The 17,199-nt window shown below is 49.2% G+C and carries 14 protein-coding genes; 1 reads left to right on the top strand and 13 read right to left on the bottom strand.

Annotated features, from left to right (window positions below; translation table 11 throughout):
• Positions 1-52: 52 nt before the first annotated feature.
• From H8K29_RS17275 to H8K29_RS17240, 8 genes are all read right to left on the bottom strand, one after another.
• Positions 53-3,001: an HD domain-containing phosphohydrolase gene (locus H8K29_RS17275; protein ID WP_186898583.1), complete on the bottom strand. Its 2,949-nt coding sequence runs from the start codon at positions 2,999-3,001 to the stop codon at positions 53-55.
• A 192-nt stretch (positions 3,002-3,193) separates the two neighbouring features.
• On the bottom strand, positions 3,194-3,847 hold the full coding sequence (locus H8K29_RS17270) for an FMN-binding negative transcriptional regulator (protein WP_186898582.1): 654 nt from the start codon (positions 3,845-3,847) through the stop codon (positions 3,194-3,196).
• 9 nt (positions 3,848-3,856) lie between these two features.
• Complete coding sequence (locus tag H8K29_RS17265) at positions 3,857-4,318, bottom strand: OsmC family protein (protein ID WP_186898581.1); 462 nt, start codon at positions 4,316-4,318, stop codon at positions 3,857-3,859.
• Between the two features lie 214 nt (positions 4,319-4,532).
• Complete coding sequence (gene leuA, locus H8K29_RS17260) at positions 4,533-6,224, bottom strand: 2-isopropylmalate synthase (protein ID WP_186898580.1); 1,692 nt, start codon at positions 6,222-6,224, stop codon at positions 4,533-4,535.
• Positions 6,225-6,841: 617 nt separating this feature from the next.
• Entirely contained in the window at positions 6,842-8,911 is a 2,070-nt protein-coding gene (locus H8K29_RS17255) for a M13 family metallopeptidase (RefSeq protein ID WP_186898579.1), read from the bottom strand.
• 346 nt (positions 8,912-9,257) lie between these two features.
• Positions 9,258-10,055, bottom strand: coding sequence for a prolipoprotein diacylglyceryl transferase (gene lgt, locus H8K29_RS17250; RefSeq protein WP_186885964.1), 798 nt, complete (start codon positions 10,053-10,055; stop codon positions 9,258-9,260).
• On the bottom strand, positions 10,049-10,960 hold the full coding sequence (locus H8K29_RS17245; RefSeq protein WP_186885963.1) for a LysR family transcriptional regulator: 912 nt from the start codon (positions 10,958-10,960) through the stop codon (positions 10,049-10,051). The genes lgt and H8K29_RS17245 overlap by 7 nt, the downstream gene beginning before the upstream one ends.
• A gap of 80 nt (positions 10,961-11,040) precedes the next feature.
• A complete protein-coding gene (locus tag H8K29_RS17240) occupies positions 11,041-11,274 on the bottom strand; it encodes a TIGR04438 family Trp-rich protein (protein ID WP_186885962.1) in 234 nt (77 codons plus the stop codon).
• A 125-nt stretch (positions 11,275-11,399) separates the two neighbouring features.
• Between H8K29_RS17240 and H8K29_RS17235 the strand changes: the two genes are divergently transcribed.
• Positions 11,400-11,708, top strand: coding sequence for a c-type cytochrome (locus H8K29_RS17235; RefSeq protein WP_186898578.1), 309 nt, complete (start codon positions 11,400-11,402; stop codon positions 11,706-11,708).
• Positions 11,709-11,811: 103 nt separating this feature from the next.
• Here the strand turns inward: H8K29_RS17235 and H8K29_RS17230 are convergent, their stop codons facing one another.
• The 5 genes from H8K29_RS17230 to H8K29_RS17210 form a co-directional block, all read right to left on the bottom strand.
• Positions 11,812-12,957 (bottom strand): branched-chain amino acid ABC transporter substrate-binding protein, encoded by a 1,146-nt coding sequence (locus H8K29_RS17230; RefSeq protein WP_186898577.1) that lies wholly within the window; start codon positions 12,955-12,957, stop codon positions 11,812-11,814.
• Positions 12,958-13,657: 700 nt separating this feature from the next.
• Positions 13,658-14,083 (bottom strand): hypothetical protein, encoded by a 426-nt coding sequence (locus tag H8K29_RS17225; RefSeq protein ID WP_186898576.1) that lies wholly within the window; start codon positions 14,081-14,083, stop codon positions 13,658-13,660.
• 1 nt (position 14,084) lies between these two features.
• Complete coding sequence (locus H8K29_RS17220) at positions 14,085-14,504, bottom strand: DNA polymerase III subunit chi (protein ID WP_186898616.1); 420 nt, start codon at positions 14,502-14,504, stop codon at positions 14,085-14,087.
• A 1-nt stretch (position 14,505) separates the two neighbouring features.
• The gene (locus H8K29_RS17215; RefSeq protein ID WP_186898575.1) at positions 14,506-15,123 is read right to left on the bottom strand and encodes a glutaredoxin family protein; all 618 of its coding nucleotides are present in this window, start codon (positions 15,121-15,123) and stop codon (positions 14,506-14,508) included.
• 11 nt (positions 15,124-15,134) lie between these two features.
• Positions 15,135-17,198: a M3 family metallopeptidase gene (locus H8K29_RS17210; protein ID WP_186898574.1), complete on the bottom strand. Its 2,064-nt coding sequence runs from the start codon at positions 17,196-17,198 to the stop codon at positions 15,135-15,137.
• Between the last annotated feature and the right edge of the window lies 1 nt (position 17,199).

Genomic DNA, 17,199 nt, shown 5'->3' with positions numbered 1-17,199 from the left:
GTGTCTCAAGCTGGTGTGAGCATACTGTGCCTTGAGGACATCAACTGCCGAGTTACTTAATGTGATCTGCTGGTGCTAAATACATATTGACATCAACCTCATCAATTTGTTCAGCCTCCATAAACATTTTCGCGTATTCCAGATAAATACCTGATTTCAGGAATAACGTGAACAAGTCACCATCAATATGCTGGTCTTTTTTCATGAAGCTCATAATCCTGATGGCTTCGGATAAGGTCTTACCATTTTTGTAGGGGCGGTCGGCAGCTGTCAGGGCTTCAAAGATGTCAGCGATGGCCATCATACGGGCGGTGATACTCATCTCAGCGCCGGTCAGGCGTTTCGGATAGCCGGTGCCATCCATTTTTTCGTGATGACCACCAGCGATTTCAGGTACTTTTGCCAGATAGCGCGGGAATGGCAATTTTTCCAGCATCATGATGGTTTGCGTCATGTGCTCATTGATTTTATAGCGCTCTTCTTCGGACAATGTGCCCCGGGTTACGCACAGGTTATACAGCTCGCCGCGGTTATATAAATTCTCTGGCACCTTGATCTTGAAGCCCCAGGGATTATCTGCAGGAATGTGATCGCGTGCTGAGCGGGTAAAAATATGTTCTGGTTTGTCGCTGAGCAGGTATTCGCTTACGGGCAGTGCCGGTTCCGGAGTACGGTTTTTGCGTTCTTTTTCGTCGTGTGAAATGCCGATGCGGTCAGATAATGTTCTGAGCCATGTGCGTTCAGCGATCGCTTTTATACGGGCCATTTTATCTGGCGCCATGAATTCTCCACCTTCATTGCATTCGGCAATAAAGGCAAAGTCATCATCCAGTTGTCTGATTTCGGAACTAAGTTTTTCTTTCAGTTCTGCCGTATTTCCGCCATTGGCAATGGCTTGCCAGCAGGCGATTTCGGCATCGCGTTTCATTACTTCAAAGCGCATGCGTATTTCATGAATACGGTCATATAGTGTTTCCAGTTTCGTGGCCTTATCGACGATGTACTCCGGTGTCGTTACTTTACCGCAGTCATGCAACCACGAAGCTACATGTAATTCTTCCCACTCTTCGTCATTCAGATCAAAGCTGGCATAAGGCCCGCTGGTTTCTCTGCAGGCTGCTTGTGCGAGTAATTTTGTCAGCACAGGAACGCGCTGGCAATGTCCTCCGGTGTAGGGGCTTTTGGCATCAATCGCACTGGCGATCAGTTGTATGAACGATGCCAGCAAGGCTTTCTGTTCCTGAATCAGACGTTGATTTTCTATTGCGACTGCTGCAGCACCGGATACAGCTTCCGCCATTGCCAGATGGGCATCGTCAATTCCGGCCGCGTCTATCACCAGTGCGATCGCGCCTGACAGTGTGTTGTTGCGGTCTTTCAGAGGGATAGAAATCAGTGTCATTACATGCGACGACTCTGGTAAGGCACTGAAAAAAAGTTTCAGATCGCCTGCCTGTAGTTGCATAATTTGCGAACCGGAATGGCAGGCCGCAACAACCGGATGGCTGTGATCGCTCATGACGACGCTTTGTGCATCTGTTTCAATCACTTGATGATCGGCATAAATCTGTACAACATTCAGCGCATTTTTTTGCGGTTCGTACAGATACAGCAGGCCCGATTTAGCACCTGTTATTTCAGACATTTCTTTTAAAACTCTGGCCAGCAGACGATCGTAATTACTTTCTGATGCAAGGCTGCTGGCGATGTCGAGAAACGATTGTATGGTTGCTTTCATTCCTTTCATAGAATCAGCGAGATCGGCAATTTCTCTGATACGCGATTCAATTTCTATTTTGCTGTGAAAGTCGAAGTGCGCAATTTTTTTCGCTTCGTCTGATAGTTGATTCAACGGCTTTGACGCCAGACGTGAAAAATAAATTGTTACGCCGATTTCTCCGAGCAGCAGTAGCGCAAATATCACGATGTTTTGTTTGCGCATGCTCAGGATGTCTGCCAGCAGCTCCGCATGTGGACTGGCGATCAGTATGTTCAGATCCTGCCCACCCGGAATGTGCAGTCTGGTCTGATATGTTGACCATATCTCACCATGTACATCAATCGCTGCACTTTTAGTGTGAGCCTGTTCTGCTGGCGCCGATCCGTCAGTTTTTCTTATTTGATTCAGCACAGGCGCATCCTGGTCTGAGAGCAGTGGCATGCCTTTGCTGCCATCCTTACGTACGCTGATCTGCGGCTTATAGCTGCCATCGCGCCCGTTTTTCCACGCGAGTAACTGCCCTTGCTGGTCCGTCAGCACAATCGAAGTTGAGGGCGTGACGTTGTGATTCCTGATGATGTCTTGTATCGTCGGTATTTCAATGTCGATGCCAACCACCGCTTCTTCATTCACAATTTTTTGTGAGTAGGTGATACCGATTTGTCCGGTAGTAAAGAAATAATAGGGTTCCGACACGTTTGCCCTGGTTTGATTTTCCATCGCAGACAAGTACCAGTTACGTTGACGCGGATCGAAATTTCTTAAAGGAATTTCCAGCCGTTTTATTTCTTTGAGATTGCCGTTCAGATACACAATGTATTCGACCAGATGACCATGATCATGGCTGGTGCTTTGTGCTATCCAGACGGTATCGGGCGGGGCGTTAAATACTTCTTTGCCGCCATTCGATTTTGCAAACTGACGCAACAGGAAAAAATCGCCATTGGCATAACCGACATAGGTGGAGGTTGCCGATGGCAGTTTTTCTATTGCTTTCGCCAGATAGGCGACATTCCGCAGTCGTTCATTCAGGCTGTTACCGGGTAAGGGGTGAATCTGCGCCAGAATTTCAGTCTGGTTTTTTACCGGCTCATAAATTTCCCGGACATCCGTGGTAATTTCTTTACCGATCAGCTCATATGCATTGTTTGCCTGCGCGAGAATGATTCTGCTCATGTGCGGAAATTGTACCGCGCCCATAATCAGCGCAAAAATCAGAATGAGTCCGGTAAAAAAATAAGAAATGTAGATATAGAAATACACGTTCTTTTTCGTCGGCATGGCATGCTTTCTGAAGTTGTTTTCCAGGGCGGAATGACTTTTTGTTTGGTGCAGAAACTCTCAGTAAAAAAAAGAAAAACTATTCGGTTCAGGCTTGCAGCCTTTTACGTATCAACTTGTATTCCAAGACACTGCAACGAGACGCCGGCATATACAGCTGTATGAAACCCGGCGTGAAAAACGCAATATTTTTTACGTGTTATTTTCATTCGGAGAAAACAAAGCTTGTTCCATCAGGTCTGCCATCGCAATGCCATCCTGATTATTTTCCTCACGCAAACCCATCGCAATATTGATACGGTTTTTCGTTATTTTATTCTGACTTACTTTCCATTTTCCCGTGATGCGGGTGATGGGGATTTCGATGCCGACGATGGCCTCCATCAGATGATGAATATAGTCTGATGGGGCATCGCTGATGTGCCACGGCTTCGTCCGTTGAGCCTCAAAATGTGTGGTCAGGCTATCGAGCAGCGCGAGAAATTCCTGTTGATCTTCGACGACACGTAACTTTCCGTATGTGTGTACCACTGCATAGTTGTATGTAGGAACAACGGCGCCATTCTGTTTTTTTTCTTCATACCAACTAGGTGTGATGTAAGCGCTTGGCCCCTGAAAAATACACAGCATTTCTGACGGGTACTGCCATAGTGGATTTTGTCGCGCGACGTGTCCGCGCAGCGTGCCGAACGGTGCATCAGCACTCGGCGGGGCGATGATCAAGGGAATATGATCCGCAGTCAAGCCATCCTCAGCCTGAGTCACTATGCTCGCCAGAGGATGCTCAGCTATCAGTGCATGCAGTACTTCAATTTTTTGCTCGGAGAACGCTGTGGGCGTGTACATTTTATTCGCTCACACTGGGGTAATGACGACTTCTGCACGGATAGAGTTCGCTATATAACAGTGCTCGTGGGACAAGTGATGCAGCGCCAGAATTTGTTCCGCAGTCGGAATGGTTGACCCGGAAAATACAGTATGCGGGCGCAGTTCTATACGGGTGATGGACATCCGTCTTTTTTCATTTTTTTCCATGATGCCGGCGGCGTTATCTTCATAACTGTCAACGATAAAGCCTTGTTTGCTGGCGAAGGCGAGAAAAAACAGCATATGACAGCTCGAAAGCGCGGCGACCAGTGCTTCTTCCGGATCTATGTTTTCAGCAACCGATAACGGCAGAGGAACGGATGATGGTGCTGAAGACGCAGGTACCGTCAGGCCACCGTCAAATTTCCATTCATGACCGCGGCTATATTTATTGTCACTGAAATTTTGCTCACCGCGATTCCAAACTACTTTTGCACAATACTGTTCCATACAATTCCTTCAGGCGATCATGGATAAATTCAGCTGTACCTGTCCCGACACGATTTGATGCTGCGTTGCCAAACAGCGTGATCAGTAAAACCGGTACGCTCAGTGTTGACAGACAGTTTAACGTAATGATCAGAATACTTGTAGCTGATATCTGCAGCGGTATCAACACGAACTATGATGCCGCTGCGGGTATTGTTGGTTTAATGTGCCAACGTCAGAGTATTGTTTCTTCCAGACGTTGATGTTGTCGCCGGTTAATCGCGTTAATGGTGGCTTGTATCGACGCCGCCTCACTGGTATCGGCCATTGCAACACCAAACTCGCGCGCGCCGTTCACTCGTATTTCCAGAATACAAAGCACTTTACTTTCCGGATTCTGACGTATTTTTTCTTCGCTGTGGCTGAATATCTGCAGTTCTATGCCTTGTGACTGAAAGGCCCGATGTAAGGTTTCATGAATGCCACGGCCTGTCGCACGGATAACTTGTGATTGTCCGTGAGACAGCAGCTCCAGCTGCAACGATAATTGCGCTGAATCGGATGGCTGTGCTCTGTGTTCCAGAAGCTGATGTGCCTGATAAGCGTAGTGCGGAAACGGTGTCAGGTATTCCTGACTGAAAATATGAAAAATTTCTGACGCCTGCATTTCTTTGCCGCTGCTGTCTGCAACGCGCTGAATGACTTGACTGAATTCGATTTGTAAGCGACGTGGCAGCCGTATGCCATATTCATGTTCAAGTAAAAATGCCATTCCGCCTTTACCTGACTGACTGTTGACGCGGATGACAGCATCGTAATTACGCCCTATATCTTGTGGATCGATAGGTAAATACGGGACTTCCCAAAAACCTTGTGGGTCTTGCTGAGCCAGTCCTTTTTTTATGGCATCCTGATGTGAGCCTGAAAATGCGGTATGTACCAAATCGCCGGCATAAGGGTGACGCGGATGTACCGGCAATTGATTGCACTCTTCCACACACTGACGCACAGAATCGATGTCAGAAAAATCAAGCTGCGGATGTATACCCTGGGTATATAAGTTCAGTGCCAGCGTCACAAGATCGACATTGCCAGTGCGTTCGCCATTCCCGAACAGGCAGCCTTCAACACGATCGGCGCCGGCCATGATGGCCAGTTCGGCTGCCGCAACGGCGGTACCACGGTCATTATGCGGATGAATGCTGAGCACGGTCGCAGAGCGGTAAGTGAGATGCCTGTGCATCCATTCAATCTGATCTGCATAAATATTCGGCGTACTTGATTCAACGGTGCCCGGCAAGTTGATGATGATTTTCCGCTCAGGTGTCGCTTGCCATATTTCGCTGACGGCGTCGCATATTTCTTTCGAAAAATCGAGCTCAGCCATGCTGAAGGTTTCCGGTGAATATTCAAAAATCCACTCGGTTTCCGGTTGTGCGTCGGTCAGCGTTTTGATCAGTTGCGTTCCGGCGATGGCAATTTGCTTTATTTCTTCGCGGCTTTTTGCAAAGACGATACGGCGAAATGCGGGTGCAATCGGGTTATACAAATGCACGATCGCACGTCGTGCACCTTTCAGCGACGCGATGGTTCTGTGTATCAGTTCGGGGCGAGCCTGAGTCAATACCTCTATCGTCACGTCATCAGGAATCCGCTGTTCCGTTATTAACTGACGGACGAAATCGAAGTCGGTGTCCGATGCCGCCGGGAACGCCACTTCAATTTCTTTCAGACCGATGCGTGTCAGCATTTCAAAAAAGCGCAATTTGGTGGCGCTGTTCATGGGTTCTGTCAGTGCCTGATTCCCATCGCGTAAATCGGTGCTCATCCAGATGGGTGCTGCACTGATGACGCGTTCTGGCCACTGACGTGCGGGCAAATCGATTGGAGGAAACGGGCGGTATTTGTTCGATGGTTGAGCAAGCATCTGTATCTCTCGGCTAGGTTTTGGCGGCAGTCCGCCTCGCTTTCAAGCGATAGTGGTCTGGACTGTTGAACGGAATGAAGCTGGCGCTCAGAGGTTAACTGACGGCCAGCAAACAGTACGCGAGGCCAGTTAACCGATCGGTAGTCGTAGTACGGATAGCAGTGCTTGCACAGCGACGGACAGCATCAGCCCGGCGTCGCTACGACGCTGAAAACGGCTGATTAATCTGGCGCTGATGTACATGCGGATTCCTGAAGGAGGACTTCGGTGAAGTCGGAAAAACTGAAAATAAAAACGGGAGTAAAACCTGATTGAGACTACTTTTTTAGCAGAATTGCTTTGCTTATTTAGGTAGTAGCAGAGATGCCAGTGATAGCAGAGTCAGTAGCATCCAGCCCGAAAACGCGAGCAGCAGAGCGGGTCTGTGTCCGGTAGTTGTTTTCGCAGCAGTGATATGAGTGGATGTACGCATGGGTTTAATGTAAAGCCTTACGCAGATCGATGTCAAGGCTGAATTTAAAAAAAGCTCCCTTTCCTTTTAGAGAAAGAGAGCTTGGACTGATTGTTGAAATCAGCTTCTGGTGTGATGTGAATACAGATTCACATCGCTGATGTTATTACCAGATCGTGATGCGTTTCTCTGGCGCGGTGTACATTTTGTCGCCTTCTTTGACACCAAACGCAGAGTAAAAAGCTGGCAGGTTGGTCAGTGGCGCATTACCACGTACCGCCGCTGGTGAGTGTGGGTCGGTGTTGATCAGACGAATCGCTTCAGCATCACGCGCCTTACCACGCCAGACTTGTGCCCAGCCCATGAACAAACGCTGGTCGCCAGTGTAACCGTCAATCACCGGTGCCGCTTTGCCGCCGAGTGAGATCTGATACGCTTTATAGGCGATTGATAAACCGGAGTTATCGGCGATGTTTTCACCGAGTGTCAGCGCGCCGTTGACGTTATAACCTGGCAGCGGGCTATACGCGTTGTATTGTGCGATCATCGCTGCGGTCAGTTTGCCGAAATTCGCTTTGTCTTCTTTCGTCCACCAGTCACGCAGATTGCCGTCGCCATCAGACTGACTGCCGGAATCATCAAAGCCATGGCTGATTTCATGCCCGATCACGGCACCGATGCCGCCGTAATTCACCGCATCATCTGCTGCCGGATTGAAGAATGGCGGTTGCAGAATCGCCGCCGGGAATACGATTTCATTCTGACGTGAGTTGTAATACGCATTCACGGTTTGTGGGCTCATGCCCCATTCTTTGCGGCTGACTGGCTGACCTAATTTGGACAATTGGCGTAAGTATTCATGTTCACGGCCACGCATCACGTTGCCGACCAGATCGTCTTTTTTGATGACCAGTTTGCTGTAATCGCGCCACACATCCGGGTAGCCGATTTTTGGTGTGAATTTAGCGAGTTTGGTGAGCGCTTCTTTTTTGGTTTCAGGGCTCATCCAGTCCAGCGTTTCTATGCTTTGTTTGTACGCGAGCGTCAGATTTTTCACCAGTTCTTCCATGCGTGCTTTATTCTCAGGCGGGAAGTATTTGGCGACATACAGTTTGCCCAGTGCTTCCGACATGCTTTCTTCCACGCGTGCCACACCACGTTTCCAGCGCGGCTGGTTGGCTGGAATGCCGCGTAATGTCACGCTGGAGAAGTTGAAATCTTCATCAACAAAGCGCTTCGATAACAGGCTGGCATACGCACTCAGCACTTTCCATTTGTAATAGGACTGCCATACGGAAACAGGTGTGTCCTGGATGATTTTTGCCATGCCACTGAGGAAACCTGGTTGACGAACGATGACGTAATCCACGCGGTTGCCGACGCCAGTGCCAGCGAAATAGGCGGTCCAGTCGAAGCCGGGCAGCAGTTCTGCTAATTTTGCTTTTTCAATTTTGTTGTAGGTTTTGACCGGGTTCCGGTTTTCGACTTTGGTCCATTGGATTTTCGCGATTTCTGTTTCCAATGCAAGGATGCTGGCGGCCGCTTTTTCAGCGTCTTTCTGACCGCTCATTTCCAGCATTTTTTCTATGTGTTTAACGTAAGCATCGCGGAAGCCTTTGAGCTTGGCATCGTCGTCTTTCAGGTAGTAATCACGGTCTGGCAAACCAAGTCCACCCTGACTGACATACACTGCGTATTTGCTGGAATCACGTGCATCCTGGCCGATGCCGGATTGCACCGGCAGCGAAACGCCGAGTTTGGACAGATTAGAAATCAGTGCTGGCAAATCTTCTTTTTTGGTGAAACGGTCAATGCGGTTGAATGTCGCTTTGAGCGGCGCAATATCAAGTTTCTCAGCCTGTGCTTCATCCATGAAACTATTGTAAAGATCGGCGATTTTTTTCTCGTTGCTGCCCGCTTTCAATTTGCTGTCTGCGGCTAATGCTTTGATGATGTCATACGAACGTTGTTCGGATAAGTCGCGCAACTGATCGAAAGAACCAAAGCGGGCGCGGTCTGCCGGAATCTCTGCATTCGCCAGCCATTTACCGGACATGAATTTGAAGAAATCATCCTGTGGCCGAACGCTGGTATCTATCCATTGCAGGTCTATGCCTGAACTGCGGGCGGCTGCGGTAGTCGTTATGGCTGCGGTCGTGGTTTGGGCAAAAGCGGCGCTGGTGCTGCCGGCAGAGATAGCTGCCAGGACGGCAAGCGAGAGCAGGGTGCGTTGCATGTGAGAGTCCCTTTAATTTTTTAAAATCGGTTGAAATAGAGTTCATGAAATGTCATTCAATCGCCTGCATCAAAAGTAATGCAAGGGGAAGAATGCGGTCCAGTTTTATGAGACAAAAAAGCGACTGATTAGTTCGTCAGAATGCGAAATAATCAGCCGCTTTTTTATCCGGATAATGCGGTCGGTGACGCCGGTTTTAGTCTGAATACGCATTGTTGAGGCGATCTTCAGGAGGCTATTTAAGGCGATAAAAGCATGAAATATACTGGGGGGAGTATATTTAAACCTCCTTTGTTTACGAGGAGATTAAGGTGTTTTTTACATATACTCCCCAAAATTACAGCAATTACGAGGATTTTTTCTGACGGTAAGACCAGAACAGCAGCAGCGCGCCGACCACTATCATCGGCAGAGAAAGCATCTGTCCGGCAGAGATCGTGAGTCCGGCGAAACTGACTTCGTAATCCGGCGTGCGGAAGTATTCTGTGCAGAAGCGGGCACAGCCATACAGGATCACAAACAGCGAACCAACTGCCAGCCGAGGCCGTGCTTTGCTGGCGAAGATCCACAAAATAATGAACAGTAAAACACCATCGACCAGTGCCTGATACAGCGGCGATGGATGTACAGGATGATCGACGCCGGGCCAGATCATCGCCCACGGTAAATCGGCGGAGGCAACGCGCCCCGGCAATTCGTGATTGATGAAGTTGCCGATGCGGCCAGCCGCATAACCAAGCGGCACGAGCGGCGCGATGAAATCGTACACATCCGCCAGATGCATTTTTGCTTTACGCGCCCACAAGGACATCGCAATCAGCACACCGAGAAAACCGCCATGAAATGACATGCCGCCTTTCCAGACTTTTAAAATTTCCAGCGGATTGTCGAGGTAGTAGGGCAGCCCGTAAAAAAGCACTTCGCCAAGACGACCGCCGAGGATCACGCCAAGCACGCCATAAAAAAGCATGTCGTCGATATGTTCGCGGGTCCAGCCTTTGGCGGCGACATGCGGCAATCTGAGGCGATAACGGCCCAGAACAATAAACTGGGCAAAGGCGACCATATACATCAGGCCATACCAATGCACGGAAAGGGGGCCAATGGCAAAAGCGACGGGATCAGGATTAGGATGAATCAGCATGTGGTTGTATGTAAAAGCTGTAAAAAGGAGGCGAGTACCGCTGACGGATTATCTTTGCGCCAGACGATGCCGATCTCTACTGCAGGTGCGGCATGTTCAATCGGATGATAGACCACGCCGGGGCGCTGCAAGTTCGAGACGGATTGTGGCACAAGTGCGATACCCATGCCAGCCGAGACCAGACCGACGATGGTTTGCATCTGTATTGCCTCCTGGCCGATGACCGGCGTTTTCCCCACCGCGTGGAAATGGCCGAGTATGGCATCGTGCAATGACGGCGCGATTTTGCGGGGGAATAAGATTAATGGCAGATCCGGACAGTTTTCCATTTTGAGTGAACTGTGACGCGGTAGTAAGTGCTCAGGTGCCGCCAGCATCAGCGGTTCGGTCAGAATTTTCTGATAGCACAAAAGCTGTTGCAGTTTTTCGGGTAAAGGCGGGATCATGAAGCCGGCGTCAATTTCACTTTTTTCCAGTGCATCGAGTTGGACATCGGTCGTCGCTTCACGCAACTCTATGCTGACGTCGGGATGACTTTGGCGAAACGCTCTCAACGTCGGCGGCAGTATGCTGTAATCGGCGACGGAGACGAAGGCGAGAGACAAATGCCCTTGTGCACCAGCGGCGGCTCTTTGTGCCAACTGACGCAGACTATTCGCCTGTTCCAGCAGCCGTCTGGCTTCCGGCAGCAAAGCAATTCCGGCGGGCGTCAGCGCGGTATGGCGGGTGGTACGGATAAACAGTGCGGTACCGAGCAAGGTTTCGAGCGACTGAATCGCTTGCGATAGCGGCGGTTGGGTCATATTCAGGCGTAGTGCGGCTTTACCAAAATGCATTTCTTCCGCAACCGCGATGAAATAGCGAAGCTGGCGTAATTCCAGATGGCGCAGATCAGAATTGCTCATGCGTGAAGATTACCGGTTTTCTTGTCCGTAAAAAAAGCCGACCCAATGTCGGCTTTGTGTTTTCTTAAAACTGAGTGTCATCAACGACGACCGACTTTTTTATCAAACGTCCGTTTCAGGCGTTCTGCCTTCATTTTTTCGAAGTGCGCATCATCTTTGCGTTTATCCAGACCCAGCATGCGTTCGAAAAATTCAAACCACAAAAAGGCAAATATTGCGCCGCCAATAATCCACCACCAGGACATCGTGGCGAACACCGACACTTCGGCAAGTTTTAAGACCAGCAATAAGAACAGCGGGATGATCAGTAGCATAATTAGTTTCCTTTTGTCAGCAGATTAAAACGTATTGCGTGGCAGGTCAACCAGCATGTTTTCAGTCGTGTTCAAATCTCTGAAAAGCGTTAAAATGAAACGGCATTTTTAACCTGGAGAGAACAATGAAATATTCCTTAATCGTAGGTGCTGCTCTGGCAGTATTGGCATCTGGCTCGGCGCTGGCAAATGCCGATCTGGCAAAAGCGAAAAATTGTCTGGCATGTCATGCGGTTGATAATAAAGTCGTCGGTCCTGGCTACAAAGAAGTAGCAAAAAAATATGCGGGCGATAAAACTGCAGAAGCGAAACTGATACAAAAAGTTATCAAAGGTGGTAGCGGTACCTGGGGCGCGATCCCTATGCCAGCGAATCCGCAAGTCACAGAAGCAGAAGCTAAAACTTTGGTTAAGTGGATTCTGGCATTGAAATAAGCAAAACAGACTGCTGAAAAATGCAGATCATCATTAATAAAAAAGCCCGGTTCAAATGAACCGGGCTTTTTTTGTCTGAACTTGAAGCTGATCTTGACGCTGATTATTTCGTCACAGCCAACAGATCACGTTTGCCGCCTTTGTATGTGTACAAAGTCAGTGTACCGTCTTTGATATCGCCTTTGTCATCAAATGCGATATCGCCAGTGACGCCTTTGTATTTGATTTTCTTCAGAACTGGCAAATATTTTGCCGGTTCTGCAGAATTAGCTTGTTTCATTGCTTCGACCATCGTCATCACAGCATCGTAAACATACGGTGCATAGATCTGAACATCGACGCCGAATTTTTTCTTGTAAGCTGCTTTCCAGTTGTCGTTCGCTATTTTTTGCGCGTCGAGAACACCACCAGCCTCAGCACAAACTACCTGGCCTTCGCCGATAGCATCACCAGCGAGTTTAACCAGATCGGCGGTACAGATACCGTCGCCGCCCATGAATTTCGCATTCACGCCCAATGCTTTCATCTGACGCAGCATAGGACCGGCAACCGCATCCATACCACCGAAGAAAATCAGATCAGGTTTTTTCGCTTTGATTGTGGTCAGAATTGCGGCGAAATCATTCGATTTATCCGTTGTATGTTCCTGAACGAGGATTTCTGCGCCTTTACCTTTAGCGCCTTTGACGAATTCTTTCGCCACGCCTTCGCCGTAGGCTGTTTTATCGTCAATCACTGCAATTTTTTTCGCTTTGCTGATCTGTACAGCATAACGACCCAACGTGCCGCCTAACTGGCCGTCGTTAGCCACAACGCGGAATGCGCCTTTGAAGCCTTGGTTGGTGTATGGAACTGCTGTTGCAGATGGGGAAATTTGTGGAATACCTGCATCGTTGTAGATTTTGGATGCTGGGATTGTTGTTCCTGAATTCAGATGGCCGATCACGCCGTTGACTTTGGCATCAACCAGTTTTTGCGCAACAGTCGTGCCTTGTTTAGGATCGCCGCCGTCGTCTTCAGCCAGCAATTCGAATTTTGCTTTTTTGCCGCCTATCATCACGCCTTTTGCATTCAACTCTTCGATCGCCATTTTGGCGCCGTTTTCATTGTCTTTACCTAAGTGGGCAATAGCGCCGGAAACTGGGCCGACGTGACCAATTTTAATAACGACTTCCTGAGCTGCCGCAGAACCGGCAAATGCGAAAGCGATCGCGCCAGCCAGTGGAATCATTTTAGTTTTTAACGACATGAACATACTCCCTTGAGGATTAAAAAGTAGGGCTACAAAACTGTAATGCCAACCTATTCAGGAAACTGAATATACAAAAGGTACAACAGAAAAAAAATTTCGGAAAGCTCTTTAGCATGATTTTTTTTTATCCGAATGATTTTTCCATGCGCCAAAATCGGGCATTTTTTTAACCGGGATTGCCAGCTTTTAACTCATAGAAAGTCAGTACCGATTATTAATGTTGAAGCCTTGATAAGCAACCGCTGTCCATCTCGCGAACACTTCTTTGCAGTGCATCAAAATGTTATGTCGCAGCCTTCCCATGTTCACAAGGTTTGCCACGATAGTGCCGATGTCAGAGTGGGAAGGTTTTCTGAATGAGGACAAATGCCGGGGCGGTAAGGCGCTGGCAGAGATAACTTAGGGCGAGGCGCACAAAGTTGGTGCGACCTCATGAAAATGCGAGTGAAAAATGCTTTGAAATTTTATTTAATAGCGACAATATTTTTTTAATTCTGGTGGTTTTTTACATCAGTAAGAGGCTGATTTTGTGCGGCGCACCACGTTATTGTGATCGACTTTGCGCTTCATCCGAAAGTGCGTGCATTGGATATGTTGCTGGCAGGATAGGTCAGACGACGCGCCGAATGCAGTCGTCTGACCGCAGAAAACTCGCCTGAAAGAATGGAACGAGGTGTTGCAACATTGAGATAAAAAACTATTTTGAATTCTTCACCTTGTTGATTTCCTGGGTGACAGCTCTGGTGACCAGTTCTTCCAGTGAGTTTTTCAGACCGGCGCGAATCTCTTTCGCCAAGCCCTCAACCGCTGTCTGCAATACATCGGCAAGATTGTCCCTGACTCTATGTTCGAGAACAAAATCGACGCGCGCCAGAACGTGCTTCAGTACGTCTTCTTTTAAACTTTGTTCCAGTGTTTGCCAGTGTTCTTCCGGAACGTTGACATTTGTTGCCTCGGCATCCGCTTGTACAACGGTGGCGGACGGTGGGCTTGGTAATGGAGATGAGGATGTTGTTGCAGTTGTTACCGTTCCAGCCTCAGCAAGAACCTGATCCACAGTTTCAGTAACCGGGAGGATAATTTCGGTGAGAACGGGGATGCTGGCATCAATCGAGGTATTCATATTATTTAGCGACGTTATGGCTGAGAGTGTGGCCTTGTTGTTGATAGTAGCGATAGCGTTCGCGCGCTGCCAGCGTGTCTTGCTGGTCGCCTGAGACGATTTCTATCATGCGGCCAAACAGAGGGAAATGTTCCGGCACAGCGGCACTCAGATTGACCAGCAATTCAAAATGCGGGCTTTGATCCAGACGCGTATTGCTGAGGACAATCGGCGTCATTGATGCCAGTGCGTCATCGGCCATGACATGCGGTAAAAAATCGGCTTCGCTGATGGTCCACAGTGCCTCATCCAGGTGGCGCAGAACAGTCAGATCATGATGATAGACCACGACTTTACTGTTTGCTGCGCGCGCCTTGCGTATCAGTCGGCAGGCGTAATGAAGCTTGTCAGCGACATTACTGTGGAAATCGATGCGCGTCATGTCAGAAGCGGAAGTCATTCTCTGACGCAGGCTTTTTGGCCGGAACGTTGGCAGGCTTTTTCTGCTGTGCGGGCTTTTCACCGGCTGTCGTTGCCGGTGCAGCGGGTGCTGCGCTTTCTGCTGCCGGATAACGATAATCTGGCGGCAGCATGTTGCTGGCAGGATAAGCGGCGGACGTTACCGCAGCTTTCCAGTCGTCAGCATTGTAACCACGTAATTTCTTGCTGCCGATTTGCATCACAGGAAGCTGGGTGTCGCCACTGATTTGCTTCAGCTTTTCTATGTCTTCGGATGTTTTGATAGTTTTTTCTGAAAAAGGAACACCGGCGGATTTCAACAGATTTTTTCCATCATTACAGGGCGCGCAATTGGCCGCTGTGTAAATGGTCACCGGATTTTTTGAGACAGCCTGCCCGAGTTCATAAGGAAAATTCGCTGTGCTGACCGAGCCGGACAATTCTTTTTTTTCCAGCAATTTCTGATTCGCCTGTGGCGGTGTGTCGGAATACGTGATTTTTCCATCCGGTCCAACAGATTTATACAGCTGTGCCTGCGCTTGCACTGCCAGTAACATCAAGGGCAGAAGCAAGAAATGCTTTGCTGAGGTTGTTCGTTTCAAGGTGTGCTCCTTCAGGCTGACATGCCGCTATGGCGTAATAAAGCATCGATGGCGGGCTCTCTGCCACGGAAGGCTTTGAATGAATCAAGCGCCGGGCGTGAGCCACCAACTTCCAGTACTTCTTTCTGAAACTTTTGTCCCGCTGTGCGTGACAGATTGCTGCCCTCGGTTTTACCGTGTTCTTCAAACGCAGCATAGGCATCGGCAGATAATACCTCGGCCCATTTATAACTGTAGTAACCAGCGGCATAACCACCGGCAAAGATATGGCTGAATGCATGCTGGAAGCGGTTGAATTCCGGCGCGGTAAACACAGAAATCTGTTCTCTGACCTGATTCAGAATATCCTGCACCGACTGCGTTCCGTGCGGATCAAACTGATCGTGCAGACGCATATCGAACAGCGCAAATTCGACCTGACGCAGGGTTTGCAAGCCAGACTGAAAATTTTTCGCCGCAATCATCTTGTCGTACAGGCCGCGCGGCAGGGATTCGTCGGTGTCGGCATGGGCGGTCATGTGTTGCAGCACATCCCACTCCCAGCAAAAATTCTCCATAAACTGTGATGGTAATTCGACGGCATCCCATTCCACGCCGGAAATGCCGGATACCGATAAATCATCAACTTGTGTCAGCAGATGATGCAGGCCATGACCGAATTCATGGAACAGGGTGATCACTTCATCGTGGGTAAAGTAAGCTGGTTTGCGCACGCCATCCACCGTCGCAGGCTCGGTGAAATTGCACACCAGATAGGCAACCGGTGTTTGTATGCCATCGGCGTTTTTGCGGCGACCACGGGCATCGTCCATCCAGGCGCCGCCGCGTTTGCCCTGACGTGCATACAGGTCAAGATAGAACTGACCGATCAGTTGGCCGTCTTTTTCTATGCGATAAAACTGCACATCAGGGTGCCAGGTATCCGCTTTATCGATACCGATGGTGACGCCAAACAAGGTCTGAATCACGCGGAATAAGCCGCTGATGACTTGTGGCTCCGGAAAATACAATTTCACTTCCTGCTCAGAAAACGCATAGCGCTGTTCGCGCAGTTTTTCGGAGGCATAGGTGACATCCCAGGCTTCTAGTGTGCTGATGCCTAATTGTTCTGCGGCGAAACTGCGTAATTCCTGCAAGTCTTTTTCGGCATAAGGGCGGGCACGCTGGGCGAGGTCTTCAAGAAAGCTGCTGACCAGCGCCGGTGATTCTGCCATCTTGCTGACCAGAGAAACTTCGGCAAAATTCCGGTAGCCGAGTAATTCTGCTTCTTCTTTGCGTAACTGCAGCAGTTCCGAGATGATTGCGGTGTTATCCCATTCTGGCTTCGCACCTAATTCGGATGCCTTGGTGGCATTCGCGCGATAAATCGTTTCACGAATCTGGCGATTGTCGGCGTATTGCAATAACGGGAAATAGGATGGGAAATGCAGGGTGAACTGATAACCGGCTTTACCGTTTTTTTCAGCCGTTGCTTTGGCTGCCTGAATCACATCTTCCGGCACGCCTTTGAGTTCGTTGATGTCGCTGATCAGTAACGCATAATCGTTGGTGGCATCGAGCACATTTTCGGAAAAACGCGTGGTCAGCATCGCGTGTTTTTCCTGAATTTCTGCATAGCGTTGTTTCAGTTCGTCCGGCAATTCAGCGCCCCCCAGACGGAAATCACGGATCGCGTTTTGTATGATAGTTTTGCGTGCCACAGGCAAGGCATCAAACCCGGCTTGTGCGCGCAAGGCTTTGTATTTGCCGAACAACGCCAGATTTTGTCCCAGCTCGGTCCAGAACTCTGTGATCGCCGGTTGATTTTCATTGTAGGCCGCCCGCAATTCCGGCGTATCGGCTACGCCATTCAGATGGCTGACGATGCCCCAGGCACGGCCCAGTTTTTCGGTGGCGTTCTCCAGTGGCTCAACAAAATTTTCCCACGTCACTTCGTCCTGACTGGCGGACAGTTGTTCGACCACGGCACGGTTTTCCGCCAGCAGGCTGGTGATGGCGGGCGTGATGTGTTCGGCGCGGATATCGGCAAAACGTGGCAGGTCGGTAAAGTCGAGTAATGGAGAACTGGTTGTCATC

This window comes from Undibacterium sp. CY21W (assembly GCF_014284265.1).
Lineage (GTDB): Bacteria > Pseudomonadota > Gammaproteobacteria > Burkholderiales > Burkholderiaceae_D > Undibacterium > Undibacterium aquatile.
The sequence above is the reverse complement of the archived record's forward strand: the minus strand, read 5'-3'. Positions and strand labels throughout refer to the sequence as shown.